Origin of the sequence: Janthinobacterium sp. SUN137 (genome assembly GCF_030587265.1) — a bacterium.
Taxonomy (GTDB): Bacteria; Pseudomonadota; Gammaproteobacteria; order Burkholderiales; family Burkholderiaceae_D; genus Janthinobacterium; species Janthinobacterium kumbetense.
This window is the reverse complement of the sequence record NZ_JAPWHZ010000005.1, coordinates 527,126-553,982: the sequence shown is the minus strand read 5'-3', so window position 1 is coordinate 553,982 and position 26,857 is coordinate 527,126. Positions and strand designations below refer to the sequence as shown.

The window sequence follows — 26,857 nt, the reverse complement described above, 5'->3', positions numbered from 1 at the left end:
TCGTCATGCCAACAATTAACGAGATTCTCAATACTATGGACTACGGCCCTGCTCCCGAAAGTCAAAAAGAAGCGCAGGCGTGGCTCGACGGCCACCAGCGCACATTCGGTTTGTTCATCGACAATGCCTGGAGCGAACCGGCCGAGCTGTTCGCCTCGACCAACCCAGCCGACGGCACGCAACTGGCCGAGCTGACGCAAGCCACCGATGCTGACGTGGAACGCGCCGTGGAAGCGGCGCGCCGCGCGCTGCCCGTATGGCAAGGCATGGGTGGTCACGGCCGCGCCAAAGTCATGTACGCGCTGGCCCGCCTGCTGCAAAAGCATTCGCGCCTGTTCGCCGTGCTGGAAACCCTGGACAACGGCAAGACCATCCGCGAAACGCGCGATATCGACCTGCCGCTGGCCGCGCGCCATTTCTACCATCACGCCGGCTGGGCGCAGCTGCAGTCGGAAGAATTCGCCGACTACCGCGCCGTGGGCGTGGTGGGCCAGATCGTGCCGTGGAATTTCCCGCTGCTGATGCTGTCGTGGAAAATCGCCCCTGCCCTGGCCGCGGGTAACACGGTGGTCTTCAAACCGGCCGAATTCACGTCGCTGACGGCCATGCTGTTCGCCGAATTGTGCGTGCAGGCGGGTGTGCCGGCTGGCGTGGTCAATATCGTCACGGGCGACGGCCGCGTGGGCTCGGCCATCGTCAACCATCCGGGCGTCGACAAGATCGCGTTTACGGGTTCCACGGAAGTGGGCCGTTTGATTCGCGAGGCGACGGCCGGCAGCGGCAAGAAGCTGTCCCTCGAATTGGGCGGCAAGTCGCCGTTCATCGTCTTCGAAGACGCGGACCTGGACGGCGCCGTGGAAGGCCTGGTCGATTCGATCTGGTTCAACCAGGGGCAAGTGTGCTGCGCCGGTTCGCGCCTGCTGGTGCAGGAGTCGATCCAGGAGCGCTTCCTGAACAAGGTACGCGCGCGCATGGAAAACCTGCGCCTCGGTTCGCCCCTGGACAAATCGATGGACGTGGGCGCGCTGGTCGACCCTGTGCAGCGCCAGCGCATCGCTGCGCTGGTCGATTCGGCCCGTGCCGAAGGCTGCGACGTATGGCAACCGGCGTGCGAATTGCCGGCGGACGGTTCGTGGTTCCCGCCGACCCTGATCACGGGCGCGTCCACTTCCGCCGCCGTGGCGCAAGCTGAAATCTTCGGCCCCGTGCTGGTGGCGATGAGCTTCCGCACGCCGCCTGAAGCGGTGCAACTGGCGAACAACACGGTGTACGGCCTGGCCGCCAGCGTGTGGACCGAGTCGATCAGCCTGGCGCTGGACATCGCGCCTGCCATCAAGGCTGGCGTGGTGTGGATCAACAGCGCCAACCAGTTCGACGCGGCGTGCGGCTTCGGCGGCTACCGCGAATCGGGCTTCGGCCGTGAAGGCGGCCGCGAAGGCATGCTGGAATACATGACGGCCCTGGCCGAAGATGCGCGTCCGGCCTTGCTGGTGGTAGAAGCCAAGGCCAAGGCGGCGGCAAAGCCGGCGGCAGCCGATCCGTTCGCCATCGACCGCACGGCCAAGATGTACATCGGCGGCAAGCAGGCACGCCCTGACAGCGCCTACAGCGTGCCCGTATTCGGCGCGAATGGCGCCCTGCTGGCCGAAGTGGGCGTGGGCAGCCGCAAGGACATCCGCAATGCCGTCGAAGCGGCCCATAAAGCGTCCGGCTGGACCAGCGCCACGGCGCACAACCGCGCGCAAGTGCTGTACTACATCGCCGAAAACCTGGCAGCGCGCGCCGACGAATTTGCCGCCCGCATCGCTGCCATGACGGGCAGTAAAAATCCTGAAAAGGAAGTGCAGGCATCGATCGAACGCCTGTTCTACTACGCCGCCTGGGCCGACAAGTACGACGGCCTGGCGCACCAGCCGCCAACCAAGGGCATCACCGTGGCGCTCAATGAAGCGGTCGGCGTGATCGGCATCGTCTGCCCGAACGAAGCGCCTTTGCTGGGCTTCATTTCGCTGGTGGCGCCGGCCATCGCGCTGGGCAACCGCGTGGTGGTGGTACCGTCGGAAGCGCATCCGCTCTCCGCGCTGGACCTGTACCAGGTGTTCGACACGTCCGACTTGCCGGGCGGAGTCGTCAACATCATCAGCGGCAACGCCGATGAACTGGCGCGCACCCTGGCCACGCACGCCGACATCGACGCCGTCTGGCGCCATGACGGTTCCGCCGAAGGTTGCGCGGAAGTCGAGCGCCTGTCGGCCGGCTCCCTGAAGCGCACCTGGGTCGGCGGCGCCAAGGGCCGCGACTGGTACAGCGCCGCGCAAAGCGGCGGCCGCGCCGTGCTGGCGCATGCGTCGCAAGTGAAAAACGTGTGGATTCCTTACGGCGTCTGATAGGTCACTAGCGTTACAAAGCTGGGGTCAGATCCGCAGGGACTGACCCCAGATATCATGATTGGAGTTATTCCATGTTGTTAACCCAGGAAATCATTCGCAAGAAACGCGACAAGGGCGTGCTGAGCGCCGAGGAAATCCAGTTTTTCGTGCGCGGTATCACTGACGGCAGCGTCAGCGAAGGCCAGATCGCGGCGCTGGGCATGGCCGTCTATTTCAATGACATGAACATGGACGAGCGCGTGGCGTTCACCCTGGCCATGCGCGATTCCGGCCAGGTGCTGGACTGGCGTTCGCTGAACTTGCCGGGCCCCATCGTCGACAAGCATTCGACGGGCGGCGTGGGCGATGTCGTCTCCCTGCTGCTGGGCCCCATGGTCGCCGCGTGCGGCGGCTACGTGCCGATGATCTCGGGCCGCGGCCTGGGACACACGGGCGGCACCTTGGACAAGTTCGACGCCATTCCAGGCTATTGCACGGTGCCGGACAATGAATTGTTCCGCAAGGTGGTCAAGGAAGTGGGCGTGGCCATCATCGGCCAGACGGCGCAGCTGGCACCGGCCGACAAGCGTTTCTACAGCATCCGCGACGTCACCGCCACGGTGGAATCGGTGGCCATGATTACCGGCTCCATCCTGTCGAAGAAACTCTCGGCCGGGCTGGACGCGCTGGTGATGGACGTGAAAGTGGGCACGGGCGCCTTCATGCCGACCTACGACAAGTCGGTGGAACTGGCCGAAAGCATCGTCGCCGTCGGCAATGGCGCGGGCATGCAGACGTCGGCGATTTTGACGGACATGAACGAGTCGCTGGCGCCGTACGCCGGCAATGCGCTGGAAGTGCGTGGCGCCATGGATTACCTGACGGGCCGTTCGCGTCCCGCGCGCCTGCATGAAGTCACCCTGGCGCTGTGCGCCGAGATGCTGGTGCTGGGCGGCTTGGCCGCCACCGAGGAAGAGGCGCGCGTGAAATTGATGGCGGCCCTCGATTCGGGCGAAGCAGCCGAGCGCTTTGCGCGCATGGTGTCAGCACTGGGCGGCCCGGCCGACCTGGTCGAACATCCGGACAAGCACCTGGAACAGGCGCCATTCATCGTGCCGGCGCCTGCGCTGTCGTCCGGTTACGCCAACGTGCGCGATTGCCGCGCCATCGGCCTGGCCGTGGTGGCCCTGGGCGGCGGCCGACGCCGTCCGACGGACAGCATCGATTTCGCCGTCGGCCTGACGGATCTGGTGGGCCTGGGCGAGCAGGTTGCTGTCGGCCAGCCGCTGGCCATGGTGCACGCGCGCACGGCAGCGGCGGCGCAGCAAGCCGTCAAGGAAATCCAGGATGCGTATGCCATCGGCGCGGTGGCGCTGGCGGCCAATCCCGTGATTTACCGTACCATACGTCCGTAGTTGAAAACCGGAGTCAGACCCCCGCTTGCGATAGCGCTAAGCTATGTGTCGGCGGTGGTCTGACCCCGGTCTTATGAATTCAAGGGTATTGCAGAAAAAATGAACAACCAAGAACTGATCGCCGAAGCCAATGCCGGGCGTGAACTGGCCTACGCGCCATACTCGCGTTTCAAGGTAGGCGCGGCGCTGCTGTGCAAGGATGGCCGCGTCTTCCGTGGCTGTAACGTGGAAAACGCCGCCTATGGCCTGTGCAACTGCGCCGAGCGCACGGCATTTTTCAGCGCCATCGCGCATGGCTGCAAACCGGGCGATTTCGCCAAGCTGGCCGTTACGGGCGACACGGCCGAACCGATTTCGCCATGTGGCGCCTGCCGTCAGGTGATGTTCGAGATGGGCGGCGTCGACCTGCCGGTGATCCTGACGAACCTGAAAAACGATGTCATGGAAGTGACGGCGGGCTGGCTGCTGCCGCATGGCTTCGGCAATTCCGACCTGGACATGAAGTAACAGGATCCGCTTGAACAAGACGATCGACATCCAGGCCGCCGTGGCGATTGCCGCGGCCGAAGCCATGGCCGCCAAGACGCAAGGCACCTTCGGCGTGGGCGGCGTGCTGCTCGATGGCGCAGGCAACGTGCTGCAATCGATGCACAACAACGTCGTGCGCCAGGGCCTGGTGTTCGACCCCACGGCGCATGGCGAGCGCCAGCTGGTGGACTGGTATTTTGCCGAACGGGCCAAGGGCACGCCCTTGCCGCCGCCGGGAGAGCTCACCATCGTCACCTCGCTCGACCCCTGCTGCATGTGCACGGGAGCGATTCTGGCGGCCGGTTTCAACGTGGTGGTGGCCGCACCCGATGTCAAGGCCGGCATCAATTACGATGGTAGCGCCACGTTTACGGCCTTGCCGGCGCTGTTGCAGGCGCAGGCCGGCCGCAGCTTTTGCTATCCGGCCGTGCGCGGCGCCACCGAGTATGCGCGCCTGCCTGCCGGCGCCACGCCCAAATCTTTTTTCATCGGCAAGAGCATCCACGAGGCGACGCAGGCACTGTGCTCGCTCGTGTTCGAGTCGACATCGGCGCAGGTGATGCAGCTGCTGAACGCCGGCGACGACGTGTACTTGCGCGATCCCGCCACCTTGCCATCCGAGCATGCCGTGGTGCGCGCCCTGCGCCGCCGCTATCCCGATGCCCTGACTTACCGTTGCGACCCGCACGCGCCCGATGCGGGCCTGGCGCCATTCCTGCAGGCGGCCATGGAGCAGGATGTGCGCGATGGCGGCCAGGGCGACGCGGCCGCCTTGCTCGATTCCTTCGGCAACCTGCTGCTGTGCATGCCGGGAAACGTGGCGCAATCGGCCATCCGCACGCCGTTCATGGAATGCACGCGGCAGTACGCGCAGCTGCGCTTTGAATTGATGGCGAATGCGGCGCCGGCGCTGCAGGAAGAATTCAAAAGCTACCTGGGCCACCCCAAGCACGGTACCTTCGTGCTGGCCATCGGCCCAGACGACAGCGCCGCCAGTTTCATGACCCTGGGCGCCTACGGCTCCACCATGGAGGGGGCGCTGCCGGAGAATAATCCGGCGCAATTCCAGTACGTACGACCCGCCATGGGGGAAGACGCGCTGCTGGCGCTGTGCGAGTCGATGCCGCCGCTGTATCGCAAGCTGATACGCATCCGGCCGCGCCAGGTGCTGGACCAGGCCCTGGTCCAGGCGCTAGGCTAGCCTAGGCGTCATCGTCCGGCAGGTTTTTCAGTAAAAAGTCGCGCACGTTTTCACCCGCCACGCGGCGGATCTGCGCTTCCGACAAGCCTGCGTCGAGCAAGGCCTGCGTCAGGCGCGGCAAGCCCGTCGCGTCGATGGCCGTGGTGACGGCGCCGTCGAAGTCCGAACCATAGGCCACGTGTTCGGCACCGATCAGTTTTACCGTGTACTTGATGGCGCGCGCGATGGACGCCACGTCCTTGCCGCAGACGGCCGTATTCCAGAAACCGATGCCCACCAGGCCACCCTGGGCGGCGATGCGTTTCAGTTGTGCGTCGCTCAGGTTGCGTCCGTTGGCGCAAGTGCCGCGCACGCCCGTGTGCGACACCATTACGGGGCGTTTTGCCAAGGTTAACACGTCGTCGATGGTGGCCGGCGAGGCGTGCGCCAGGTCGACGATCATCTTGCGCTGCTCCATGGCGCGCAGCCATTGCTTGCCCAGCGGCGTCAAGCCGCCTTTCTTCAATCCATGCTGGGAGCCGGACAGTTCCGTATCGAAGAAGTGCGTGGGCGCGGCCATGCGGTAGCCGGCCCGGTACAGGGTATCGAGGTTGGCCAGCTTGCCTTCGAGCGCATGCGCGCCTTCCAGCGTCAGCCAGCCGGCCAGCAGGGTGGGATCTTGCTCGCGCGCGGCGATGAAGCTGCGCAGCTGGGCGCGGCTGCCGATGACCCGGACCTTGCCCTGGCTCTTGGCCGCCTGCTGGCGCAGCTCGTCGGCCTGATAGGTGGCGCGCGCCAGCAGGCTGTTCCAGGTGGCAGGCGGCAAGCCTTGCGCCACCACCAGGGCCGTGATGTTGTCCGTGTCGCTGCCATTGCGCTCGATATTCATCTTGCGCGGCGTCTTGGTGACGACGGAAAAGGCTTGCAGCGCCACGTTGGCCCGCTGCAGGCGGGGGAAGTCGACATGGCCGCGCTGGCTGTCGCGGTTCAGGTTGCGTTGCCACAGCAGGCTGTCCGCATGCAGGTCGGCGATCCACAGGCTCTGGTGCAGGGCCACAGTGGCTGCCGACGGCGCCTTGCCGGATGGAGGATGGACGCGGTTGAGGTGCTCGTCGACGAGGACGGGAGCGGACAGGAAACCGCCGATCAGCGCAAGGCTGGCGGCGGCGAGGGTACTGATAATCATTGTTCTCCGTCTTACCATGGATCGTAGGTGCCCAGGCTCCAGATATGGCCTTCCGGGTCGCGGCAGGTAAAGCCCCGTCCGCCGTAGTCTTCATCCTTGATGTCGAGCACGATTTCGGCGCCCGCTTCGCGCGCGCTGCGGTAGACGGCATCGGCATCGCTGACGACCAGGTAGCAGTTTTGCGTGTTCGCGCCACCGACGTCGCCGGGTAGTTTCATCAGGCGGCCATAGTCGCTGTCGATGGCCGGCGCCACCATGACCATGCCATTGCCAAAGCTCAGTTGCGCATGGGCGACGCCGCCGTTTCCGTCAGGCACAATCAATTGTTTTTCAAAGCCGAGCGCCTTGCACAGCCATTCGATGGCGGCGGGCGCGTCGCGGTAGCGCAGGCAGGGAATGGTCGTGCCGGTTGTGGCTTTTGCAGTCGAGGTCATCAGAAAACTCCTATGGCTGTGGGGGAGTAGCTTCGATTGTTAATCTTGCGTAGCGTTCCGTCTCAATACCATCCATCGGGAGGGGTTTGATGCCCGTCAGTGCCGCGCCCATCCATAGTGCCATAGAATAATCATTGCACTCTTGCTACTACGCAAATTTTTATTGCGGCGACTGCGAAGAGTTCGCTGCCTTCGTGTCCGCGTCCATGTCATCGCTGTTGCTTGCCCATCTCAGCAGCATGACGAGGGCAAACAGCATGATGGCCAGCGGCAAGATGGTGATCACGAACGCCAGGCCCAGGCAGCATGCCAGCAGCATGGGCCAGGACATGGCGCGCAGGGCGGCCATGCCTTGGCGCGTGTAAGCGCACAGCTCGTTCCAGAAAGCGCTGAAGGAAGTGCTGCCCGGTGCCGAATTGAGGTCTTTCATGCCGTTCTCCTGTCGTGTGGGTGCCGCTGCGTATGCAAGCTGGCGATGAATCCACTATAGGCAAAACCCCGCTGCCAGACATCGCGTATGCGACGAATGGCAGGAATGGCGGACCGAACGGCGACAGGCCGGGACAAACGGTTATTCAAACACCTTGAGTTTCAGCTGGAAACTGAGGGCGCCATACAGGCGGTCCTTGTAGGATGGCACGATGGCGATATTCACGCCCACGCGCTGGTATTCATAGCTGATGGTGGGCACCAGGGCCGGGAACCAGCCACCATCGCGCATCTTTGGATAGCCGCTGAAGCCGCCAACGACGGCGCCGACGCGCAGCGGGCCCACCTTGATGGGCTGGTAGTACACGCCCAGGTAGTTCGAATAGGCGCGGTCGCTATTGTAGAAGCGGCCGGCCGTGACCGAGGCGACGGTGGAAAAGCGGTACTCGGCACCCAGGCCCGGATTGCTGTCGTTCAGGTTCTTGTCGCGCTGGAAATGATACGAATAAAAGCCCGCGTTGAGCCAGGTTTCGCTCAGCGGTTGGTTATCTATCATGCCGACTGTCTGCGCCTGTGCCGCGCCCGCCACTGCCAGCAGCGTCGCGCAGGCAGCTTTGCCCAGCAATGACGCGGTGCGCGCCGATGACCATTGTTTCATGCCTGTTCCTTATCCTGTCGATATTGCGTCGCCATTGCAAACGCTTCAGCGCGCCATGCTATCACTGTCAGATTGTTCAATGGAAATTTCATCACGTGCCGGGCACTGCTCCGGGCAGGGCGATGGCCGCCTGCACCATGTGCGTGAGCAGGATTTCGGCATCCTCGTAATCCTTGCGCGTGAGTTGCTTGCGCTCCAGCACCAGTGCCATCTGCGCTGAAAAATCCGCATACGATTGCGTCATGGCCCAGATGGCGAACATCAGGTGCGTGGCGTTGACGGGCGCGATCCTGCCGGCGGCGATCCAGGCTTCGAAGACGGCGATATCCTTGCGCAGCAGGGGCACGACCCGGTCGCGTATCTGCGCGCCGTACAGGGGTGCGCCATTGATCACTTCCAGTGCATATACGCGCGAAGCCCACGGCTGTTCGCGCGAAAAACGCAGTTTGGCGCCGATGTACGCGCGCAGCACGTCGCGCGGCTCGTCGTATTCATTGGCCAGCGATTCCATGCGCGCCAGCCAGTCGTCGAGCACGTCGTCTAGCACGCGTTGGTACAGCAACTGCTTGGACGGGAAGTAATACATCAGGTTTTGCTTCGACAGGCCGGCCCGTTCGGCGATGGCGGCGATCGACGCGCCCTCATAGCCGCTTTCCGCGAACACGCGCACGGCTTGTTCCAGGATGTCCGCTTCCAGGCGGTCGCGGTTTTGCAGGCGCCGGCCGCCGGCATTTTTCACGGAAAGGGCAGGGGATTTGTCGCTGGCCATGGCGGATTCTTTAGCGTGGGCGGATCGATTGCAGGAAGGCTTGCAGCACGGGGGTATCGGTGTAGGCCACGTTGAAGCGGAACCACACCGTTTCGGGCGCGCGCAGCATGAAAAATTCGTTTGGCGACAGCAGGATGCCGGCCTTCAAGGCCATGTCGGCGATGATCTTGCCATTCCATTCCGGCGTTTGCACATCGGGCCAGCCGGCGCTGACGAACATGCCGCCGCGCGGACGCGCCACGGGCGCCATGCCCGCCTGCGCCAGGTAATCGATGCTGCGCTCGCGGGCCGCATCGAGCTGCGCCACCAGCCTTTCCACCATGCGTTTGTAGGGCCGCGCGGAGATGGCGTGGTAGACGGCGCGCTCGTTGATTTCCGACGTCGTCAGTCCCGCCAGCATTTTTACGCGTACCAGTTCGGCCACCAGCGATGGCGAGGCGCAAATCGATCCCACGCGCAGCACGGGCGACAGCGTCTTGGAAAAGCTGCCCACGCGGATCACGCGGCGCAAGCCATCCATCGCCGCCAGCGATGCTTCGCCGCGCGCCGCCAGTTCGCGGTAGATATCGTCTTCCACCAGCCAGAAATCGAATTGTTCGGCCAGTGCCAGCAAACGGTGAGCCTGCGCCTGGCTGAGCGAGGTGCCGAGCGGATTTTGCAGCACCGTGTTGACGAACATCAACTTGGGCTGCGTGCGCGCAGCCTCGCTGGCCAGCGCATCGAGGTCCAGGCCCGCCTCGCCACGCGCAATGCCCACGGGGATACAGCCGTGGTGGCGGATCAGCGACTGCAGATTGCTGTAGCCTGGGTCTTCCACCAGCACCGTGTCGCCCGGCTTGGTCAGGCTGCGCAGGACCAGGTCAAAAGCGTGCGTGGCGCCATGCGTCAGCAAGACCTGGTCCGGCTCCACCTGGAACAGCTCTTCCGACAGGCTTGTCGCCAGGTGCTGGCGCAGCGAGGGAAAGCCCAGCGGATGGCCATAGCCGCGCAGCCGGCTGGCGGGAATGCGCATGGCCTGGCGCACGGCGTCGAGCACGGTCGCTTCGCCATACATTTCGGGTGGCAGCCAGCCCGCGCCCACGGGCAGGGCGTCGGACACGCCGGAATACAGATCCGGCGTGAGGGCGTCGATGGCGGTGGGACTCGCGTGTACGGCCGTCTGCGGCGAGGCGGCGATATCGTGGCGTGCGACGAAATAGCCGGAGCCGCGGCGCGACGACAGCAAGCCCAGGTTGACCAGGCGGTCATACGATTCGACGACGGTAAACGTCGACACGCCATTGCAGCGGGCGAACTGGCGCACGGACGGCATGCGCGTGCCGATGCGCAGGGTGCGGCTGCCCACCATGACGCTGATGGCGATGACGATCTGCTCGACGAGGCCGCCCTTTTTCTGGCGGTCGATGTCCAGCACGGGCCAGCCGCTGGTCTGTTCGGGGGCATCGTCTGCGCTGTCGCTGTGCTTCACGGTGGCTCCTTATGCTGCCTTGCACAAAACTGTAGTGGTTTTTCGACCTGTACGGTTGGGATACTTTGCCGTTTGTGTATCTGTGCCATTGGGGATGGCCTGTCTATTATTACATCAGCTTTTTGCCAACTGGTAAATTATTTTACGCTTCGTCAAAAACGATCCTGGCCCCGCGCCAGTCCATCCCAAGGAGAAGGTCATGAACGAAACAAGGCCGGAATCGATGTCGGCATTCTGGATGCCGTTTACCAACAACCGTGATTTCAAGGCCAATCCGCGCTTGCTCGTGTCGGCCGAAGGCATGTACTACAAGGACGTCGATGGCAACAGCATCCTCGATGGTACGGCCGGCCTGTGGTGCGTGCCATGCGGCCATGCGCAGCCGAAAATCGTCGGCGCCATCCGCGAGATGGTGGGCCAGCTCGATTTTGCGCCCACCTTCCAGATGGGCCATCCGGCCGCCTTCGACCTGGCCGAAAAACTGATGGACTACACGGGCCACAAGTTCGGCCATGTCTTCTATACCAATTCCGGTTCCGAAGCCGTCGACACGGCCCTGAAGATCGCGCTCGCGTATCACCGGGCGCGCGGCGAGGGCAGCCGCACGCGTTTGATCGGCCGTGAACGCGGTTATCACGGCGTGGGCTTCGGCGGCATTTCCGTGGGCGGTATCGGCGGCAACCGCAAGACCTTCGGCCCCCTGCTGCCGGGCGTGGACCATTTGCCGCATACGCATAACCTGGACAAGAACGCCTATACGGTGGGCGAGCCTGAATACGGCACCCACCTGGCCGACGAACTGGAACGCATCGTCGCCCTGCACGACGCCTCGACGATTGCCGCCGTCATCGTCGAACCGGTGTCCGGCTCCACGGGCGTGCTGATTCCGCCGAAAGGCTATCTGAAACGCTTGCGCGAGCTGTGCACCAAGCATGGCATTCTGCTCATCTTCGATGAAGTCATCACGGGCTTTGGCCGCATGACGACGCCGTTCGCGGCTGATTATTTCGACGTCGAGCCGGACCTGATGACGACGGCCAAGGGCCTGACCAACGGCATGGTGCCGATGGGCGCCGTCTTCAGCAAAAAATACATCCACGACGCCTTCATGGATGCGCCGGCCGGCATCGAACTGTTCCACGGTTACACGTATTCCGGTCACCCGTTGGCTTGCGCCGCCTCGCTGGCGACCCTGCAAGTGTTCGAGGAGCAGGACATTCTCGGCCATGCTAAAGCGATGCAGGCGTATTGGAGCGACGCCGTGCATTCCTTGAAAGGATTGCCGCACGTGATCGACCTGCGCAGCATTGGCCTTATCGCTGGCATCGAGCTCGATCCCATCGTCGGCAAACCCGGTGCGCGCGCCTTCAACGCCTTCAAGCAGGCCTTCGCCGACGGCGTGCTGATACGCACGACGGGCGACATCATCGCCCTGTCGCCGCCGCTGGTGCTGGAAAAACAGCATGTCGACGAGCTGTTTGGCAAGCTGGCCAAGGTACTCAAAAATCTCGACTAAGGAACACCATGAACGATCTCGACACCATCACCCACTTCATCAACGGCGCCAAAGTCGACACGAATAGTGGCCGCTATGGCGACGTGTACAACCCTGCCCTGGGCGTACCCGTGGCCCGGGTGGCGCTGGGCACCGTGGAAGACGTGGATGCGGCCGTGCAGGCCGCCGCCGCCGCCTTTCCTTCCTGGTCCGCAACGCCGCCCTTGACGCGTGCGCGCGTGCTGTTCCGCTACCTGCAGTTGTGCCAGCAGCACACGGACGACTTTGCCGCCATGCTCACGCGCGAGCACGGCAAGACTTTCGCGGATGCGCAGGGTGAGGTGGCGCGCGGCATCGAGATGGTGGAATTTGCCGTCGGCATCCCGCAATTGTTAAAGGGCGAATTCACGGACCAGATTTCGCGCGGCATCGACGCCTGGTCGATGCGCCAGGCGCTGGGCGTGGTGGCCGGCATCACGCCATTCAATTTCCCCGTGATGGTGCCGATGTGGATGTTCCCCGTCGCCATCGCCTGCGGCAATACCTTCGTCTTGAAACCGTCAGAGCGCGATCCGTCGGCGTCCCTGCTGCACGCCAAACTGTTGAAAGAGGCGGGCTTGCCCGACGGCGTCTTCAACGTGGTACAGGGCGACAAGGTGACGGTCGACGCCTTGCTCGATCATCCTGTCGTGCAGGCGATCAGCTTTGTCGGTTCCACGCCGATCGCCGAATACATCTATGCGCGCGGCAGTGTCAGCGGCAAGCGCGTGCAGGCGCTGGGTGGCGCGAAAAACCACATGGTGGTGATGCCCGATGCGGACATGGACATGACGGTCGATGCGCTGATCGGCGCTGCATATGGTTCGGCGGGCGAGCGCTGCATGGCCATCTCGGTGGTGGTGGCCGTGGGCGACGCGGGCGACAAATTGATCGATGCACTGGCAACGCGCACGGCCGCACTGAAAGTGCGCGACGGCATGGCCGATGGTGCGGAAATGGGACCCGTCGTGTCGCTGGCCGCCAAGCAGCGTATCGAAAAACTGATCGCCTCGGGCGTGGAGCAGGGCGCGACCCTGGTCGTCGATGGCCGCAACCATGTGGTGCCGGGCCGCGAGAACGGATTTTTTGTGGGTGGCACTTTATTTGACCACGTCACGCGCGACATGAGCATCTACAAGGAAGAGATTTTCGGTCCCGTGCTGTGCGTGCTGCGCTGTCCTGACGTGGTGCATGCGGTGGAGCTGATCAACGCCAACGAATATGGCAACGGCGTGGCCATCTACACGCGCGACGGCGGCGTGGCGCGCGAATTCGTGCGACAGATCCAGGTTGGCATGGTGGGCGTCAACATCCCCTTGCCCGTGCCGATGGCCTTCAACAGCTTTGGCGGCTGGAAGCGCAGCATGTTCGGCGACCACCACGCCTATGGTCCCGAAGGCGTACGTTTCTACACGCGTCACAAGGCCGTGATGCAGCGCTGGCCGAATACGGCAAGCGCTGGTGTGGAATTTGCTTTTCCCCAGATGAAGTGACGGTTTCACACTGAAAATCCACCGCAGGATCAAAGAAGGAAAACGCGATGATCGAGTCCCTGAGCTATTTGCCGCATCCCATCCTGCCCAACGAGGAACTGGCGGGCCATTTCACGGACCTGGCGCCTCCTTTGAGCGCGCGCCAGGCCGCCATCGAAAGCGCCCGGTGCCTGTACTGCTACGACGCGCCGTGCAGCCGTATCTGTCCGTCGGAAATCGACGTGGCCAGTTTCATCCGCAATATCCACGACAAGAACATCAACGGTGCCGCCGCCGGCATCCTGAAGCAGAACATCCTGGGTGGCAGCTGCGCCCGTGTTTGCCCGACGGAAATCCTGTGCGAAGACGTATGCGTGCGCAACCACGACGCGGAAGGCCAGCCCGTGAAGATCGGCCTGCTGCAGCGCTACGCCGTCGACCACATGCATTTTGCGCAGCACCCGTTCCGGCGCGCGGCCGCCACGGGCAAGACGATTGCCATCGTCGGTGCGGGCCCCAGCGGCCTGTCGTGCGCGCACCGCCTGGCCATGCTGGGCCACGACGTGGTGGTGTTTGAAAAGGAAGGAAAGGCGGGCGGCCTGAATGAATACGGCATTGCCAAGTACAAGCTGACGGACGACTTCGCGCAAAAGGAAATCGACTTCCTGCTGCAGATAGGCGGCATCGAGATCCGATGTCGCCAGGTGCTGGGCGAGAACCTGCAGCTGCGTGACTTGCACGCGCAATACGACGCCGTCTTCCTGGGCCTGGGCCTGGGCGCCAGCCGCAAGCTGGGCTTGACGGGCGAGGACGCTCCTGGGTTGCTGGCCGCCGTCGATTACATCAGCGCGCTGCGTCAGGCCGACGACCTGGCTGCGTTGCCCGTGCCGAAACGCGCGATTGTGATTGGCGCCGGCAATACGGCCATCGACATGGCCGTGCAGATTCAAAGGTTGGGCGCAGAGGAAGTCACCCTCGTGTACCGGCGTGGCTTCGACGCCATGACGGCTACCCACCATGAGCAGGAGATCGCCAAGGCGAACCTGGTGCGCATGCTGACGTGGGCCCAGCCGCAGCAGGTGCTGCTTGACGCTGGCGGCCATGTGGCCGGCATGCGCTTCGAGAAAACCCGCATGCAGGGCACGCGTTTGACTGGTACGGGCGAAACGTTCGACGTGGCGGCCGACGCCATCTTCAAGGCCATCGGCCAGAGCCTCGACACCGACGTGCTGGATGACCCGATGGCGGCGCTGTTGCAACGCGAAGGCGACAAGATCGCCGTCGACGCAGGTTTTCGCACGGTGCTGCCGGGGATCTACGCGGGCGGCGACTGCGTGGCGCCGGGGCAGGACTTGACGGTGCAGGCCGTCCAGCATGGCAAGCTGGCCGCACTGGCCATCCATTCCGATTTATTCAATAAAGTGGAGGCTGCATAATGGCTGATCTCAGCATCGAATTTTGCGGCATCAAGGCGCCGAATCCCTTCTGGCTGGCGTCCGCGCCGCCGACCGACAAGGCCTACAACGTGGTGCGCGCCTTCGAAGCGGGATGGGGCGGCGTCGTGTGGAAAACGCTCGGTGAAGACCCTGCCGCCGTCAACGTCTCGTCGCGCTATTCCGCTCTGTACGGCAAGAACCGCGAAGTGGTCGGCTTCAATAACATCGAACTCATTACCGACCGCTCGCTGGAGATCAACCTGCGCGAAATCACGCAGGTGAAAAAGGACTGGCCCGACCGCGCCATGATCGTCTCCCTGATGCTGCCGTGCGAAGAGCACTACTGGGCCGACATCCTGCCCAAGGTGGAGGCGACAGGCGCGGACGGTATCGAGCTTAATTTCGGCTGCCCGCACGGCATGCCGGAGCGGGGCATGGGCGCGGCCGTGGGCCAGGTGCCCGAGTACGTGCAGATGGTGACCGCCTGGTGCAAGAAGCACAGCCGTCTTCCGGTCATCGTCAAGCTCACGCCGAATATCACGGACGTGCGCATGCCGGCGCGCGCGGCCAAGGCGGGCGGCGCGGACGCCGTCTCGCTGATCAACACCATCAATTCCATCACCTCGCTGGACCTGGACCGCATGGTGGCCTTGCCGATTGTCGGCGGCGCCAGCACGCACGGCGGCTATTGCGGGTCTGCCGTCAAACCGATCGCCCTGAACATGGTGGCGGAAATCGCCCGCGATCCGCAGACGCGCGGCTTGCCCATTTCCGGTATAGGAGGCATCGGTAACTGGCGCGATGCGGCCGAATTCCTCGCCCTGGGCGCCGGCTGCGTGCAGGTGTGCACGGCAGCCATGCTGCATGGTTTCCGCATCGTCGAAGAGATGAAGGATGGCTTGTCGCGCTGGATGGACGAGAAGGGATATGAGCGCATCAGCGACTTTTCCGGCAAGGCCGTGGCCAATACGACGGACTGGAAATACCTGGACATGAATTACCAGGTCATCGCGCAGATCAATCAGGACGACTGCATCAAATGCGGCAAGTGCTACGTGGCTTGCGAAGACACCTCGCACCAGTCGATTGCGCAGCTGATCGACGCTGCCGGCACGCGCACGTATGAGGTGATCAAGGAGGAATGCGTGGGCTGCAACCTGTGCGAAATCACCTGCCCGGTGCAGGGCTGCATCACGATGGTGCCGCAGGTCACGGGCAAGCCATACATGAACTGGACGCAGGATCCCAGGAATCCACGGGCGTTGGCGGAAACGGCGTAGGGCACGTTTTTTGCGTGCGTTTTATTTGTAAACAGCGACCGGGCTTTGCGGTAAGCTAGGTTGACTTAAAAGTCGAGCCGTTTCTATAAAACCGATCCTCTCCCAACCGATGGAGCATACCTGTGAACCACGACTATTCAGGCAACACGCAACTCTGGAATGAAGACCTGGCGCCCACCACGGCGGCACAGCGCACCTGGCGCTGGTATCACTTCGCCGCGCTGTGGGTCGGCATGGTGATGTGCATTCCCGCCTACACCCTGTCGGCCAGCCTGATCGACAGTGGCATGTCCGGTTACCAGGCCGTGCTCACGGTTTTTCTCGCCAACGCCATCGTGCTCTTGCCCATGCTGCTGATCGGCCATGCGGGTACCAAGTACGGCATCCCGTATGCCGTGCTGGCGCGCGCCTCGTTCGGCACCATGGGCGCGCGTCTTCCGGCCCTGATGCGCGCCGTCGTCGCCTGCGGCTGGTACGGCATCCAGACCTGGTTCGGCGGGCAGATGATCTACACCCTGATGGGCGTGCTGGCGGGCCATGAGCTGGGCGGCGAGAAGATTGCGGGCCTGGGCATCAATGGCAGCCAGTTGCTGTGCTTTCTGGCTTTCTGGGCCATCCAGTTCTATTACATCCTGCATGGCATGGAGTCGATCCGCAAGCTGGAAACCTACACGGCGCCCTTGAAAATCCTCATCTGCTTCGTGCTGCTGTACTGGGTGCACAGCAAGGCCGGCGGCGTAGCCAGCCTGCTGGATCAGCCATCGCAATTCATCCCCGGCGGCAAAAAGGCGGGCCAGTTCTGGAGCGTCTTCTGGCCATCGTTGACGGCCATGGTGGGCTTCTGGGCCACCCTGGCCTTGAACATTCCCGACTTCACGCGCTTCGCCAAGACGCAGCGCGACCAGGTGATAGGCCAGTCGATCGGCCTGCCCGTGCCGATGGGATTGCTGGCCATGCTGGCCGTGATCGTCACGGCAGGCTCCGTCGTCATGTACGGCAAGGCCATCTGGGATCCCGTCGACCTGGCCAGCCGCATGACGGGCGCCGCCGTGCTGATCGCTCTGATCATCCTTTTGATCGACACGGTCAGCGTCAACCTGGCGGCCAATCTGGTGGGCCCCGCCTATGATTTTTCTTCGCTGGCCCCGAAACAGATTTCGTACAAGATGGGCGGCTACATCACGGCCTTCATCGCCATCGTCATGATGCCGTGGAAAGTGCTCGAATCGACGCAGGGCTATATCTTCACCTGGCTGATCGGCTATTCGGCCCTGCTGGGCCCCATCGCCGGCATCCTCATCGTCGACTATTACTTTGTACGCAAGACGCAGCTCGACGTCAAACAGCTGTACCGCGACGACGGCGTCTACTCGTATGGCAATGGCTGGAACATGGCGGCGCTGATCGCCTTTGTCATTGCCGTGTTGCCGAACATCCCGGGCTTTTTGAACGCGGCCTTCCCCACGGCGTTTCCCGGCGTGGCCGAAGGTTTTAAGACCATCTACACCTACGCCTGGTTCGTGGGCGTGGCCATCGCCGCCGTCGTTTACGGCGCCATGATGAAGGGCAAGGCGGCGGAGAGAGTGCAGCAGGCGCCGCAGTCGTAATCACTCAAGGAGACAAGATGACTACACTGATACGTGGCGGTACTGTCGTCAACGCCGACCGCGCCTTCCGCGCGGATGTGCTGATCGAGGGCGACACGATTGCCGCCGTCGGCGAGAATCTGCCGGTGCCGGTCGGCACCACGGTGATCGATGCGGGCGGCCTGTATGTGATGCCGGGCGGAATAGACACCCACACGCACATGAATCTGCCCTTCATGGGCACCGTGACATCCGACGATTTTTTCACGGGTACGGCGGCGGGGCTGGCGGGCGGCACCACCACCATCATGGATTTCGTCATCCCCGCACCGAAGCAGTCGCTGATCGAGGCGTATCACCAGTGGCGCGAGTGGTCGGCCAAGGCGGCCGGCGACTACACCTTCCACGTGGCGATCACCTGGTGGAGCGAGCAGGTACATGAAGAGATGGGAGTGCTGGTGCGCGAACATGGCGTGAACAGCTTCAAGCATTTCATGGCGTATAAAAACGCCATCATGGCCGACGATGAAACCCTGGTGAAAAGTTTTACACGTTCGCTTGAACTGGGAGCACTGCCCACCGTGCATGCGGAAAACGGCGAACTGGTTTTCCAGTTGCAGCAAGCCTTGCTCAAGAAGGGCATCACGGGGCCGCAGGCGCATCCGCTGTCGCGCCCTCCGGCCGTGGAAGCGGAGGCGGCCAACCGCGCTATCGCCATCGCCAATGTCTTGAATACCCCCGTGTACATCGTGCACGTGTCGTGCGCCGAGTCGCTGGACGCCATCACGCGGGCGCGCGCGAATGGCCAGCGTGTGTATGGCGAAGCGCTGGCCGGGCACCTGGTGATCGACGACGGCGTCTACCAGAGCGACGATTTCGATTTCGTCGCCGGCCACGTCATGAGCCCGCCGTTTCGCGGCAGGCAGCATCAGGCGGCCCTGTGGCACGGCTTGCAAAGCGGTAACCTGCACACGACTGCCACCGACCACTGCACCTTCTGCGCCGAGCAGAAGGCGGCCGGCAAGAACGACTTCACGCGCATCCCGAACGGCTGCGGCGGCGTCGAGGAGCGCATGGCCGTCGTATGGGATGCCGGCGTCAATTCCGGCATGCTGACGCCGTCCGAATTCGTCAAGGTCTCGTCCACCAATGCGGCGCAGATCTTCAATATGTATCCGCGCAAGGGCATCATCGCCACTGGCAGCGATGCCGACATCGTGCTGTGGGATCCGCATGGCACGCGCACCATTTCCGCCGCCACGCAGTTCGCCAAGGGAGGCTTCAATGTCTTCGAAGGACGTACCGTGCGCGGCATCCCCAGCACCACGATTGCCGCCGGCAAGGTGGTCTTCCACAAGGGTGAACTGATGGCGGTGGAAGGGGCCGGGCGCTATGTTGAGCGGCCCGCGTTTTCCGCCACCACCGCATAAGGAGTTGACGATGGATGCATTGCGTATCAATGGCGAACGGCTGTGGGCGGCCCTGATGGAACTGGCGCAAATCGGCGCGACAGCGAAGGGTGGCGTCAAGCGCCTGGCCCTGACGGACCTGGACAAGCAGGGGCGCGACCTGGTGGTAGGCTGGGGCAAGGAAGCCGGTATGAGCATCACCATCGACCAGATAGGCAATGTCTTCATGCGCCGCGACGGCACGGACAATAGTTTGCCGCCCGTGATGACGGGCAGCCACATCGACACGCAGCCCACGGGCGGCAAGTTCGACGGCAATTACGGCGTGCTGGCCGGCCTGGAAGTGGTGCGCACCCTGAATGATTTACAGATCAAGACGCAGGCTCCCATCGAAGTGGCCTTCTGGACCAACGAGGAAGGCTCGCGCTTCGTGCCCGTGATGATGGGCTCGGGCGTGTTCTGCGGCGCTTTTTCGCTCGAAACCGCGTATGCGGCCAAGGATACGGAAGGCAAAACGGTGGGCGAGGAGCTGGCGCGCATCGGCTATCGTGGCGTCCAGGTGCCGGGCGATCATCCCATCGGCGCCTACTTCGAGACGCACATAGAGCAGGGTCCCGTGCTGGAAGACGCGGACAAGGTGATCGGCGTGGTGCCGGCCGTGATGGGGCTGTCGTGGTACGACTGCGTGGTGACGGGCATGGAGGCGCATGCGGGCCCCACGCCCATGGGCTTGCGCAAGGACGCGCTGCAGGTGTCCACCACCATCATGCAGGAAGTGGTGGCCATCGCCAACCGCTACCCGCCGTACGGGCGCGGCACGGTGGGCATGGTGCAGGTCTTCCCCAACAGCCGTAACGTGATTCCCGGCGAAGTCAAATTCAGCATCGACCTGCGTAACGTGAATGATGAACTCCTCAACACCATGCATGGCGAAATCACGGCCTTTATCGACGCCACGCGCACAGGTACTGGACTGGATATATCTCTTGAGCGGGTTTCCTATTACCCTCCATGCCCGTTCCATCCCGACTGCGTGGGCGCCGTGCGCAACGCGACTGAAAAGCTGGGCTACTCGATGATGGACGTGGTGTCCGGCGCCGGCCACGACGCCATCTATGCGGCCAGGCTGGCGCCGGCCGGCATGATCTTCGTGCCGTGCAAGGACGGCATCAGCCACAATGAAATCGAGGACGCCAAGCCCGAGCACCTGGAAGCGGGCTGCAACGTGCTGCTGCACGCGATGCTGGAGCGGGCCGTGGCCGTGTAGTCTTACGGCTTGGGCTGGAAGCTGCGCAAAAACGCCAGCAGGGCGCGCGCCGCGATGTCGGCGTCATCGGCCGTCATGGTTTCCAGCGGGTTGTGGCTGATGCCGCCATTGCCGCAACGGGTAAATAGCATGGCCACGTCGGTGATGGCAGCCATGGCCATGGCGTCGTGGCCGGCGCCCGACAGCAGCGCGTATGGTTCGACGCCAACCGATTCCACGGCTTGCGCTAGCTGCGCCATCAGCCATGGCGCACACGGTGCGGCACGCGCCGACAGCAGCAATTCCAGCTGGTAGTCGATCTGGCGCCGTGCACAGATGGCGGCGATGCCATCGAGAATATCGTCGACGGCCGCCTGGCGTACCGCGTCGTTGGCCGCGCGGATGTCGAGCGACAGGGTGCAGGCGCCGGCGATCACGTTGACGGAGCCGTTCGGCACGTGCAGCTGCCCCACGGTGCCCACCAGCGCCTCGCCCTGATTGCAGCGCCGTTCCACCAGCAGGATGATTTCGGCCGCAGCACTGGCTGCATCCTTGCGCATGGTCATGGGCGTGGTGCCTGCGTGGCTGGCCACGCCGCCAAGATTGACCAGGTAGCGCGAGCTGCCAGCGATCGCCGTGACGATCCCCAGCGGCAGGTCGCGTTCCAGCAGCACGGGACCCTGCTCGATATGCACTTCCACATAGCCGAGCAAGTCGGCTGGATCACGCGCGAGGGCGCCGATGGCGCTTACCTCGCGGCCGGCGGCGGCCAGCGCGTCGCGCATGCTCACGCCATCCGTATCAAGCTGTTCCAGCAGCGATACGTCGAACTTTCCCGTGACGGCCGTGCTGCCCAAAAACGTGCTCTTGAAGCGCACGCCTTCTTCCTCGGCGAAGCCGACAATCTCGAAGTGAAACGGCAGCTTTTCGCCCTGTTCGTGCAGGTGGCGCACGACGGCGATCGGCAGCACGATGCCCAAGCGGCCATCGTACTTGCCGCCGTTGCGCACCGTGTCGTAATGCGATCCCGTCATCAGGGTTTTTGCGCCGGGTGCATCGGACAGATAGCGCCCGACCACGTTGCCGACGGCGTCGATGTGCACCTGCATGCCCGCGTCCCGCATCCAGTCGGCCAGCTGTGCTGCCGTTTTCTGGTGCGCCGGCGTCAGGTAAGCGCAGGTCAGGTTGTAATCGCTGTCGCTCCAGCCGGCCAGGGTTTCCGCCTGCTGCATGATTGCCGGGCCGAAGTCCAGGCGCACGTCGAACAGGTCGTTCAGGCGCAGCTCGGCGATGCGCTTGATCTGCCGCAGCGATTCGGCCAGTTCATCGGCGCGCCGGTTCTTCAGGCGCCGCGCAAACGTGGCGATGATGTCCTGGCGCGTCAAGCCTTCGCCCGTCGGGCCCTTGACGGCCAGGATGAAGGGAAAGCCGAACTTGGCGTTGTAGTCGTCGTTCAGGTGCTGCAGGGTGGCGAATTCGTCGGGGCTGCACAGGTTCAGGCCGGACTTGGCCTGCTCGCGCGTCGATTCCGCCGTCAATTGCCCTGCGATGGCGGCCTTGCCGGCCAGCTCCGGGTGGGCGCGTATCAGCCCCAGCTGCTCTTCGGGCGAAGCTTGCGCCAGCACGTGCTGCAGCTCCGTCTTGAGTGCCGTCAGGCTGGCAAATGGCCGGGCGGGTGCCGCGCGCTGGGCGATCCAGGGCGAATGTTCATAGATGCCGTGCAGCCGTGCGATAAAGTCTGCCGTGCTGCCGGCGTTCAGGTCTGAAAGGGTGGTCATGGTTTTCCGATCATGCAAGCGGTGATGATAGCGCCCTGTTCCTGTCTCCATTATATGCGCGTGCTGATAGCGGCTATCGCTGCACCAGCGCCTTGGCGGCCGCGCTGACCTGGTCGCGCAGCCATTTGTGTTCGGGCGCCTGGTGCACGCGCTGGTGCCACAGCTGGTAAAAACGCATGGGCGGGAATTTCAGAGGTACGGTATAAGTTTTCAGCGGCAGCGTCTTTTCATAGAAGCGCATGAATTGCCGGCCCGTGGTCAGCACCAGGTCCGTCTGCGTCAGCATGTAGGGGATCAGGCCGAAATACGCCGATTCCACTACCACGTTGCGCTGCAGGTTTTGCCGTTCGAGGAAGGAATCGATCACGCCGTGGTAGCCGGGCATCATCTGCGACGGCGCCACGTGGGGCAGGCTCAGATAATCGTCGAGGGTCATGGCGTCGCTGGCCGTGCGCCGCGCATAGGCGTTTTCCGCATGCATGGCGCAGATGATGGGGTCTTCGAACAGCTTCGAGATGTGCAGATGCGCGGGCGGCTCGTCCCAGTTGGCGATGACCAGGTCCAGGCCCCCATCGGACAGTTGGCGGATATGGTCGATGCCGGGCCCCAGGCTGTGCAGCACGACGCGGCTTTTCGGCGAGCCGCGGCGCAGCAGGGCCACCACGTTGGGCAGGAACTGGCTGTCCAGGTAGTCGGGCGCGGCGATATGGAAGGTGCGCGCTTCTTCCTGCGCCACGAATGGCGTCTTCTTGACGAACAGGCTCTCAGTCTGGTCGAGGATGCGCTTGGCCGGATTGAGCAGACTTTCGCCATGCTGGGTCGGCACCATGCCGCGCGCGCCGCGCACGAGCAGCGGGTCGCCCGTCAGTTCGCGCAGCTTGCGCAGGGAGGCGGAAATCGAAGGTTGCGGCTGATTGAGTTTCAGCGCCACGCGCGAGACATTCTTTTCCACCAGCAGCAGGTAGAGGATGCGGATCAAGTGCAGGTCGAGGTGTTGCGGCAGGCTGGACATGTGGCGGCGGCTCTGTTGTATATCGATTTGAATATGTCAAATATACGATATTTTTCATGTGATGGGCGGTAAATCCGTTTATCTTGTGTAGATTGGCACGAATATTGGTTCGGTCTGACTAGAGGAAATTTATGGAAGTATTTGCCTACCTGATTCCGTACGGCCTGGAGTGGCTGAACCTGATCGTCCGCTGGCTGCACGTCATCACGGGCATCGCCTGGATCGGCGCTTCCTTTTATTTCGTCTGGCTCGACAACTCGATCCGCCCGCCCGCGCCCGGCTCGGAGCTGGCGAAGAAAGGCGTGTCGGGAGAATTGTGGGCCGTGCACGGCGGCGGCTTCTATAACCCCCAAAAATACCTGGTGGCGCCCGCGGAACTGCCGAAGGAACTGCACTGGTTCAAGTGGGAAGCGTATTCCACCTGGCTATCCGGCTTTGCGCTGCTGACGATTGCCTACTACTTCAATGCCCAGGCCATGATGATCGACAAATCCGTGGCCGACATCAGCAGCGGCCAGGCGATCGGCATCGGCATCGCCACCCTCGTCATCGGCTGGACCGTGTACGACCTGCTGTGCCGATCAAAGCTGGCGCAATACGAGCTGTGGTTCGGCGTGACGGTGTTTGCCCTGATCGTCGGCGCCGCATATGTGCTCACGCACTTGCTCAGCGGGCGCGCCGCCTACATCCACGTGGGCGCCATGATCGGCACCATCATGGTGGCCAATGTGCTGATGCTGATCATTCCCGGCCAGCGCAAGATGGTCGAAGCCATGGCCGCCGGCAAGCTACCCGACCCCAAACACGGCCTGAAAGCCAAGCAGCGCAGCGTGCATAACAATTATTTTACGTTGCCCGTGCTGTTCATCATGATCAGCAACCACTACGCGATGACCTACCGCAACGATCACGCCTGGTTGGTGCTGGCGCTGATCATGGCGGCCGGCGTTTTCATCCGTCACTTCTTCAACCTGCGTCACAAGGGCCGGGTCGAGTGGCGCTATCCGGCCCTCGGCGTGGCTTTGCTGGTGGCCGTCGCCGTGGCCATCGCGCCCAAGGCGCCCGTAGCTGTGGCGGCCGCGCCGGCGGTGGACCCGGCCGCGCAGTTCAAGGCCGTGTATGCCATCATCGCCCAGCGCTGCGCCACCTGCCATTCGGCCCAGCCCACGCAACCGGGCTTCGCTACGGCGCCGGCCGGCATGATGCTGGATAATGAAGTCGAAATCCGCCAGCATGCGGCGCAGATCTACAAGCAGGCCATCGAACTGAAGGCCATGCCGATCGGGAACCTGACCAATATGACGGACGCCGAGCGCAGTGAGCTGGGCGCCTGGCTGCAACAGACCATGCAAGGAGCAAAATGACAACGCACGTAGAACAGATTATGGCCTGGATCGACAGCCATTTTGACGAGGAAGTCGCCTTTTTGCAGAAGGTGGTGCAGCAGCCGACGGATACGCCGCCCGGCAATAACGCGCCCCATGCGGAACTGGTGGCACAGCTGCTGCAGGCGTATGGCTGGCAGGCGGAAAAGCACGCGGTGCCAGCGGAGCAGGTGGAAGCGTACGGCATGCAAAGCATCACCAACCTGATCGTGCGCCGGCCGTATGCCGCGGGCGGTCCGACGGTGGCCCTGAATGCGCATGGCGACGTGGTGCCGCCTGGCGACAACTGGACGTATCCGCCGTATGGCGGCCAGATCGACGACGGCTATATCTACGGCCGCGCGACGGCCGTGTCGAAGGGCGATTTCGCCACCTATGTGTTTGCCGCGCGCGCGCTCGAAGCGCTGGGCATTCCCTTGAAGGGCCAGCTTGAGCTGCACTTCACGTACGACGAGGAATTCGGCGGCTTGCTGGGACCGGGCTGGCTGCTGGAGCAGCAGCTGACGAAACCCGATTTTGTCATCGCCGCCGGTTTCAGCTACGGCATCGTCACGGCCCATAACGCCTGCCTGCAGCTGGAAATCACCGTACACGGCAAGTCGGGCCACGGCTCCATGCCGGAGACGGGACACGACGCGCTGCAGGCGGCCAACAAGATACTCAACGCCATCTACGGCCAGTTGCCGGAGCTGAAAAAGGTCAGATCCAAAGTGGCGGGCATCGATTCGCCCACCATGCTGGTGGGGCGCATCGACGGCGGCACGAATACCAATGTGGTGCCGGGCAAGGTCGTCATGAAGATGGACCGCCGCATGATTCCCGAAGAAGACCCGGTGGCGGTGGAAGCGCAGGTGCGCGCGCTGATCGAGGACGCCGTGCGGGGCGAGCCCGGCATCCGCCTCGAGATCCGCCGTCTGCTGCTCTCGCACGCGCTGCGCCCCTTGCCCGGTTCCGAGCAACTGGTGGGCAGCCTGCAAAAGAATGCGCAAGCCATCCTCGGCGAAACGATTCCCGCCGTCGGCACGCCCCTATATGCGGATGCGCGTCTGTATGGCGAGCGGGGCATCCCCGCCGTGCTGTATGGCGCCGGTCCGCGCACGGTGCCCGAATCGAATGCGAAGAAGGCCGACGAGCGCCTGGCGCTCGACGATTTACGCAAGGCCAGCAAGATCGTCGCCCTGACTTTGCTCGATTTCCTGGGCAAGAAATAGGGCGGGGCGCTTTGGCTTACAATGGGGCGGACATTCAAACTGTGAAGAAGAGCCCCATTGAATACCCGTTTTCTCGAAGCGTTTGTCTGGGCTGCGCGGCTGGGCAGCTTCCGCACGGCGGCCGACAAGCTGCACATCACGCAGGCGGCCATCTCGAACCGCATCGCCTCGCTGGAGCAGGATTTCGGCACGCGGCTGTTCGACCGCGACGCGCGTGAAATCCGCCTGACCTTTGCCGGACGCAACCTGCTCGTGTACGCCGAACGCATGCTGGAACTGTGTCGCGACATGTATGCGGCCAATTCCTCGCCCGCGCTGATTACGGGCGAAGTGCGCATCGGCGTCATCGAAACCATCGTGCATACCTGGCTGATCCCGTTCCTGCAGCGGGTGCAGGAGCGCTATCCGGGCATCGAGATTCAACTGACGTCGGAATCGACGCGCCGCCTGCACGAGCAGCTGCAGCAGGGCGAGCTCGATATCGCGCTGCAGACGGACATGCTGACGGGCGACCATCTCCGCAGCACGGGCAGCGGCGCCATCGCCATGGGCTGGGCGGGCAGGGCCGCCGACTGGCCCGACACGGGCAAGCCGTTCACGGTGGCGCAACTGGCGCAGCATCCGATCATCACCATGAACCGGGGCTCGCAGCCCCATTCCGCATTAAAAGCGCTGTGCCAGGACGAGGGCGTGCAGCTGGGCAGGGTGCATTGCGTCAGTTCGATTTCCGCCATCGTGCGGCTGGTCAAAGCGGGTTTCGGTATCGCAGTGCTGCCGCTGGCGCCGCTGCGCGAGGAAATCGAGCAGGGCCACATCGCCCTGATTCCCTGTACCAGCAGCCTGGCGCCGCAGCGCATCGTCATCAGTTACAGCGAAGACCTCACCACGGAAGCGATTCAATTGGTGGCCATGCTGGCATGCGAGGAGGCGGCCAGGTTCACTCTGGGGCTGGGCGAAGAGTATGGCGCCGGTGCGCGGACGTGAGAATTAAATTGCAGTTGTCACCGCGACCCATAAGAAAAACTTATCAGTCGCGTTCAGAATAACCCGTTTGCCAAGTGATGGCGTGCCA

Annotated in this window: 22 protein-coding genes; 14 read left to right on the top strand and 8 right to left on the bottom strand. The window is 63.3% G+C overall.

The genetic code is table 11. From position 1 onward, the window contains the following. Nucleotides 1-5 precede the first annotated feature (5 nt). The 4 genes from O3298_RS26450 to O3298_RS26435 all read left to right on the top strand — a co-directional run bounded on the left by O3298_RS26450 (nucleotide 6) and on the right by O3298_RS26435 (nucleotide 5,513). Nucleotides 6-2,387 (top strand): aldehyde dehydrogenase family protein, encoded by a 2,382-nt coding sequence (locus tag O3298_RS26450; RefSeq protein ID WP_369811632.1) that lies wholly within the window; start codon nucleotides 6-8, stop codon nucleotides 2,385-2,387. Nucleotides 2,388-2,461: 74 nt separating this feature from the next. Further along, on the top strand, nucleotides 2,462-3,784 hold the full coding sequence (deoA, locus tag O3298_RS26445) for a thymidine phosphorylase (protein WP_305060943.1): 1,323 nt from the start codon (nucleotides 2,462-2,464) through the stop codon (nucleotides 3,782-3,784). An 87-nt stretch (nucleotides 3,785-3,871) separates the two neighbouring features. Further along, complete coding sequence (locus O3298_RS26440; protein ID WP_369811633.1) at nucleotides 3,872-4,291, top strand: cytidine deaminase; 420 nt, start codon at nucleotides 3,872-3,874, stop codon at nucleotides 4,289-4,291. 10 nt (nucleotides 4,292-4,301) lie between these two features. Next, a complete protein-coding gene (locus O3298_RS26435; protein WP_289917944.1) occupies nucleotides 4,302-5,513 on the top strand; it encodes a nucleoside deaminase in 1,212 nt (403 codons plus the stop codon). Between the two features lies 1 nt (nucleotide 5,514). Here O3298_RS26435 and O3298_RS26430 read toward each other — a convergent pair whose 3' ends face one another. From O3298_RS26430 to O3298_RS26405, 6 genes are all read right to left on the bottom strand, one after another. Continuing rightward, nucleotides 5,515-6,678 carry a dipeptidase gene (locus O3298_RS26430; RefSeq protein ID WP_305060941.1) on the bottom strand — a complete coding sequence of 388 codons (1,164 nt, stop codon included), beginning with the start codon at nucleotides 6,676-6,678 and terminating at the stop codon, nucleotides 5,515-5,517. 11 nt (nucleotides 6,679-6,689) lie between these two features. Next, nucleotides 6,690-7,112 carry a VOC family protein gene (locus tag O3298_RS26425; RefSeq protein WP_099665365.1) on the bottom strand — a complete coding sequence of 141 codons (423 nt, stop codon included), beginning with the start codon at nucleotides 7,110-7,112 and terminating at the stop codon, nucleotides 6,690-6,692. A 160-nt stretch (nucleotides 7,113-7,272) separates the two neighbouring features. Then, complete coding sequence (locus O3298_RS26420) at nucleotides 7,273-7,542, bottom strand: hypothetical protein (protein WP_289906405.1); 270 nt, start codon at nucleotides 7,540-7,542, stop codon at nucleotides 7,273-7,275. Nucleotides 7,543-7,683: 141 nt separating this feature from the next. After that, nucleotides 7,684-8,199: a hypothetical protein gene (locus O3298_RS26415; RefSeq protein ID WP_099665363.1), complete on the bottom strand. Its 516-nt coding sequence runs from the start codon at nucleotides 8,197-8,199 to the stop codon at nucleotides 7,684-7,686. Between the two features lie 91 nt (nucleotides 8,200-8,290). Next, complete coding sequence (locus O3298_RS26410; RefSeq protein WP_305060940.1) at nucleotides 8,291-8,968, bottom strand: TetR/AcrR family transcriptional regulator; 678 nt, start codon at nucleotides 8,966-8,968, stop codon at nucleotides 8,291-8,293. Nucleotides 8,969-8,978: 10 nt separating this feature from the next. Further along, nucleotides 8,979-10,436, bottom strand: coding sequence for a PLP-dependent aminotransferase family protein (locus O3298_RS26405; protein WP_305060939.1), 1,458 nt, complete (start codon nucleotides 10,434-10,436; stop codon nucleotides 8,979-8,981). A 199-nt stretch (nucleotides 10,437-10,635) separates the two neighbouring features. Between O3298_RS26405 and O3298_RS26400 the strand changes: the two genes are divergently transcribed. The 7 genes from O3298_RS26400 to O3298_RS26370 all read left to right on the top strand — a co-directional run bounded on the left by O3298_RS26400 (nucleotide 10,636) and on the right by O3298_RS26370 (nucleotide 20,420). After that, a complete protein-coding gene (locus O3298_RS26400) occupies nucleotides 10,636-11,952 on the top strand; it encodes an aspartate aminotransferase family protein (RefSeq protein ID WP_305060938.1) in 1,317 nt (438 codons plus the stop codon). Nucleotides 11,953-11,960: 8 nt separating this feature from the next. Continuing rightward, the gene (locus tag O3298_RS26395; protein WP_305060937.1) at nucleotides 11,961-13,463 is read left to right on the top strand and encodes a CoA-acylating methylmalonate-semialdehyde dehydrogenase; all 1,503 of its coding nucleotides are present in this window, start codon (nucleotides 11,961-11,963) and stop codon (nucleotides 13,461-13,463) included. 47 nt (nucleotides 13,464-13,510) lie between these two features. Then, a complete protein-coding gene (locus tag O3298_RS26390; RefSeq protein WP_305060936.1) occupies nucleotides 13,511-14,878 on the top strand; it encodes an NAD(P)-dependent oxidoreductase in 1,368 nt (455 codons plus the stop codon). Then, nucleotides 14,878-16,158, top strand: coding sequence for an NAD-dependent dihydropyrimidine dehydrogenase subunit PreA (gene preA, locus O3298_RS26385; protein WP_305060935.1), 1,281 nt, complete (start codon nucleotides 14,878-14,880; stop codon nucleotides 16,156-16,158). The genes O3298_RS26390 and preA overlap by 1 nt, the downstream gene beginning before the upstream one ends. A 122-nt stretch (nucleotides 16,159-16,280) precedes the next feature. Continuing rightward, a complete protein-coding gene (locus tag O3298_RS26380) occupies nucleotides 16,281-17,765 on the top strand; it encodes an NCS1 family nucleobase:cation symporter-1 (RefSeq protein ID WP_305054288.1) in 1,485 nt (494 codons plus the stop codon). A 17-nt stretch (nucleotides 17,766-17,782) separates the two neighbouring features. Further along, the gene (gene hydA, locus O3298_RS26375) at nucleotides 17,783-19,174 is read left to right on the top strand and encodes a dihydropyrimidinase (protein WP_305060934.1); all 1,392 of its coding nucleotides are present in this window, start codon (nucleotides 17,783-17,785) and stop codon (nucleotides 19,172-19,174) included. A 10-nt stretch (nucleotides 19,175-19,184) separates the two neighbouring features. After that, the gene (locus O3298_RS26370) at nucleotides 19,185-20,420 is read left to right on the top strand and encodes a Zn-dependent hydrolase (protein WP_305060933.1); all 1,236 of its coding nucleotides are present in this window, start codon (nucleotides 19,185-19,187) and stop codon (nucleotides 20,418-20,420) included. A 2-nt stretch (nucleotides 20,421-20,422) separates the two neighbouring features. On the opposite strand, the gene O3298_RS26365 is transcribed toward O3298_RS26370, so the two are convergent. After that, nucleotides 20,423-22,177, bottom strand: a complete 1,755-nt coding sequence (locus tag O3298_RS26365) for an allantoate amidohydrolase (protein WP_305060932.1) — start codon at nucleotides 22,175-22,177, stop codon at nucleotides 20,423-20,425. A gap of 73 nt (nucleotides 22,178-22,250) precedes the next feature. Next, the gene (locus O3298_RS26360) at nucleotides 22,251-23,189 is read right to left on the bottom strand and encodes a LysR family transcriptional regulator (RefSeq protein ID WP_034754583.1); all 939 of its coding nucleotides are present in this window, start codon (nucleotides 23,187-23,189) and stop codon (nucleotides 22,251-22,253) included. 131 nt (nucleotides 23,190-23,320) lie between these two features. Here O3298_RS26360 and O3298_RS26355 point away from each other — a divergent pair, with 131 nt between their 5' ends. From O3298_RS26355 to O3298_RS26345, 3 genes are read left to right on the top strand one after another with little or no spacing between them, the layout of a single operon-like run. Next, the gene (locus tag O3298_RS26355) at nucleotides 23,321-24,553 is read left to right on the top strand and encodes a urate hydroxylase PuuD (RefSeq protein WP_305060931.1); all 1,233 of its coding nucleotides are present in this window, start codon (nucleotides 23,321-23,323) and stop codon (nucleotides 24,551-24,553) included. After that, a complete protein-coding gene (locus tag O3298_RS26350; RefSeq protein ID WP_305060930.1) occupies nucleotides 24,550-25,785 on the top strand; it encodes a M20/M25/M40 family metallo-hydrolase in 1,236 nt (411 codons plus the stop codon). The genes O3298_RS26355 and O3298_RS26350 overlap by 4 nt, the downstream gene beginning before the upstream one ends. A gap of 57 nt (nucleotides 25,786-25,842) precedes the next feature. Continuing rightward, the gene (locus O3298_RS26345; RefSeq protein WP_289899810.1) at nucleotides 25,843-26,769 is read left to right on the top strand and encodes a LysR family transcriptional regulator; all 927 of its coding nucleotides are present in this window, start codon (nucleotides 25,843-25,845) and stop codon (nucleotides 26,767-26,769) included. The last annotated feature ends 88 nt before the right edge of the window (nucleotides 26,770-26,857 follow it).

What these genes read in the sequence shown, in the direction of transcription:
- O3298_RS26450 (WP_369811632.1), top strand. Translation starts at nt 6, where the DNA reads ATGCCAACAATTAACGAGATTCTCAATACTATGGACTACGGCCCTGCT.
- deoA (WP_305060943.1), top strand. Translation starts at nt 2,462, where the DNA reads ATGTTGTTAACCCAGGAAATCATTCGCAAGAAACGCGACAAGGGCGTG.
- O3298_RS26430 (WP_305060941.1), bottom strand. Translation starts at nt 6,678, where the DNA reads ATGATTATCAGTACCCTCGCCGCCGCCAGCCTTGCGCTGATCGGCGGT.
- O3298_RS26425 (WP_099665365.1), bottom strand. Translation starts at nt 7,112, where the DNA reads ATGACCTCGACTGCAAAAGCCACAACCGGCACGACCATTCCCTGCCTG.
- O3298_RS26420 (WP_289906405.1), bottom strand. Translation starts at nt 7,542, where the DNA reads ATGAAAGACCTCAATTCGGCACCGGGCAGCACTTCCTTCAGCGCTTTC.
- O3298_RS26415 (WP_099665363.1), bottom strand. Translation starts at nt 8,199, where the DNA reads ATGAAACAATGGTCATCGGCGCGCACCGCGTCATTGCTGGGCAAAGCT.
- O3298_RS26410 (WP_305060940.1), bottom strand. Translation starts at nt 8,968, where the DNA reads ATGGCCAGCGACAAATCCCCTGCCCTTTCCGTGAAAAATGCCGGCGGC.
- O3298_RS26400 (WP_305060938.1), top strand. Translation starts at nt 10,636, where the DNA reads ATGAACGAAACAAGGCCGGAATCGATGTCGGCATTCTGGATGCCGTTT.
- O3298_RS26395 (WP_305060937.1), top strand. Translation starts at nt 11,961, where the DNA reads ATGAACGATCTCGACACCATCACCCACTTCATCAACGGCGCCAAAGTC.
- O3298_RS26390 (WP_305060936.1), top strand. Translation starts at nt 13,511, where the DNA reads ATGATCGAGTCCCTGAGCTATTTGCCGCATCCCATCCTGCCCAACGAG.
- preA (WP_305060935.1), top strand. Translation starts at nt 14,878, where the DNA reads ATGGCTGATCTCAGCATCGAATTTTGCGGCATCAAGGCGCCGAATCCC.
- hydA (WP_305060934.1), top strand. Translation starts at nt 17,783, where the DNA reads ATGACTACACTGATACGTGGCGGTACTGTCGTCAACGCCGACCGCGCC.
- O3298_RS26370 (WP_305060933.1), top strand. Translation starts at nt 19,185, where the DNA reads ATGGATGCATTGCGTATCAATGGCGAACGGCTGTGGGCGGCCCTGATG.
- O3298_RS26365 (WP_305060932.1), bottom strand. Translation starts at nt 22,177, where the DNA reads ATGACCACCCTTTCAGACCTGAACGCCGGCAGCACGGCAGACTTTATC.
- O3298_RS26360 (WP_034754583.1), bottom strand. Translation starts at nt 23,189, where the DNA reads ATGTCCAGCCTGCCGCAACACCTCGACCTGCACTTGATCCGCATCCTC.
- O3298_RS26355 (WP_305060931.1), top strand. Translation starts at nt 23,321, where the DNA reads ATGGAAGTATTTGCCTACCTGATTCCGTACGGCCTGGAGTGGCTGAAC.
- O3298_RS26350 (WP_305060930.1), top strand. Translation starts at nt 24,550, where the DNA reads ATGACAACGCACGTAGAACAGATTATGGCCTGGATCGACAGCCATTTT.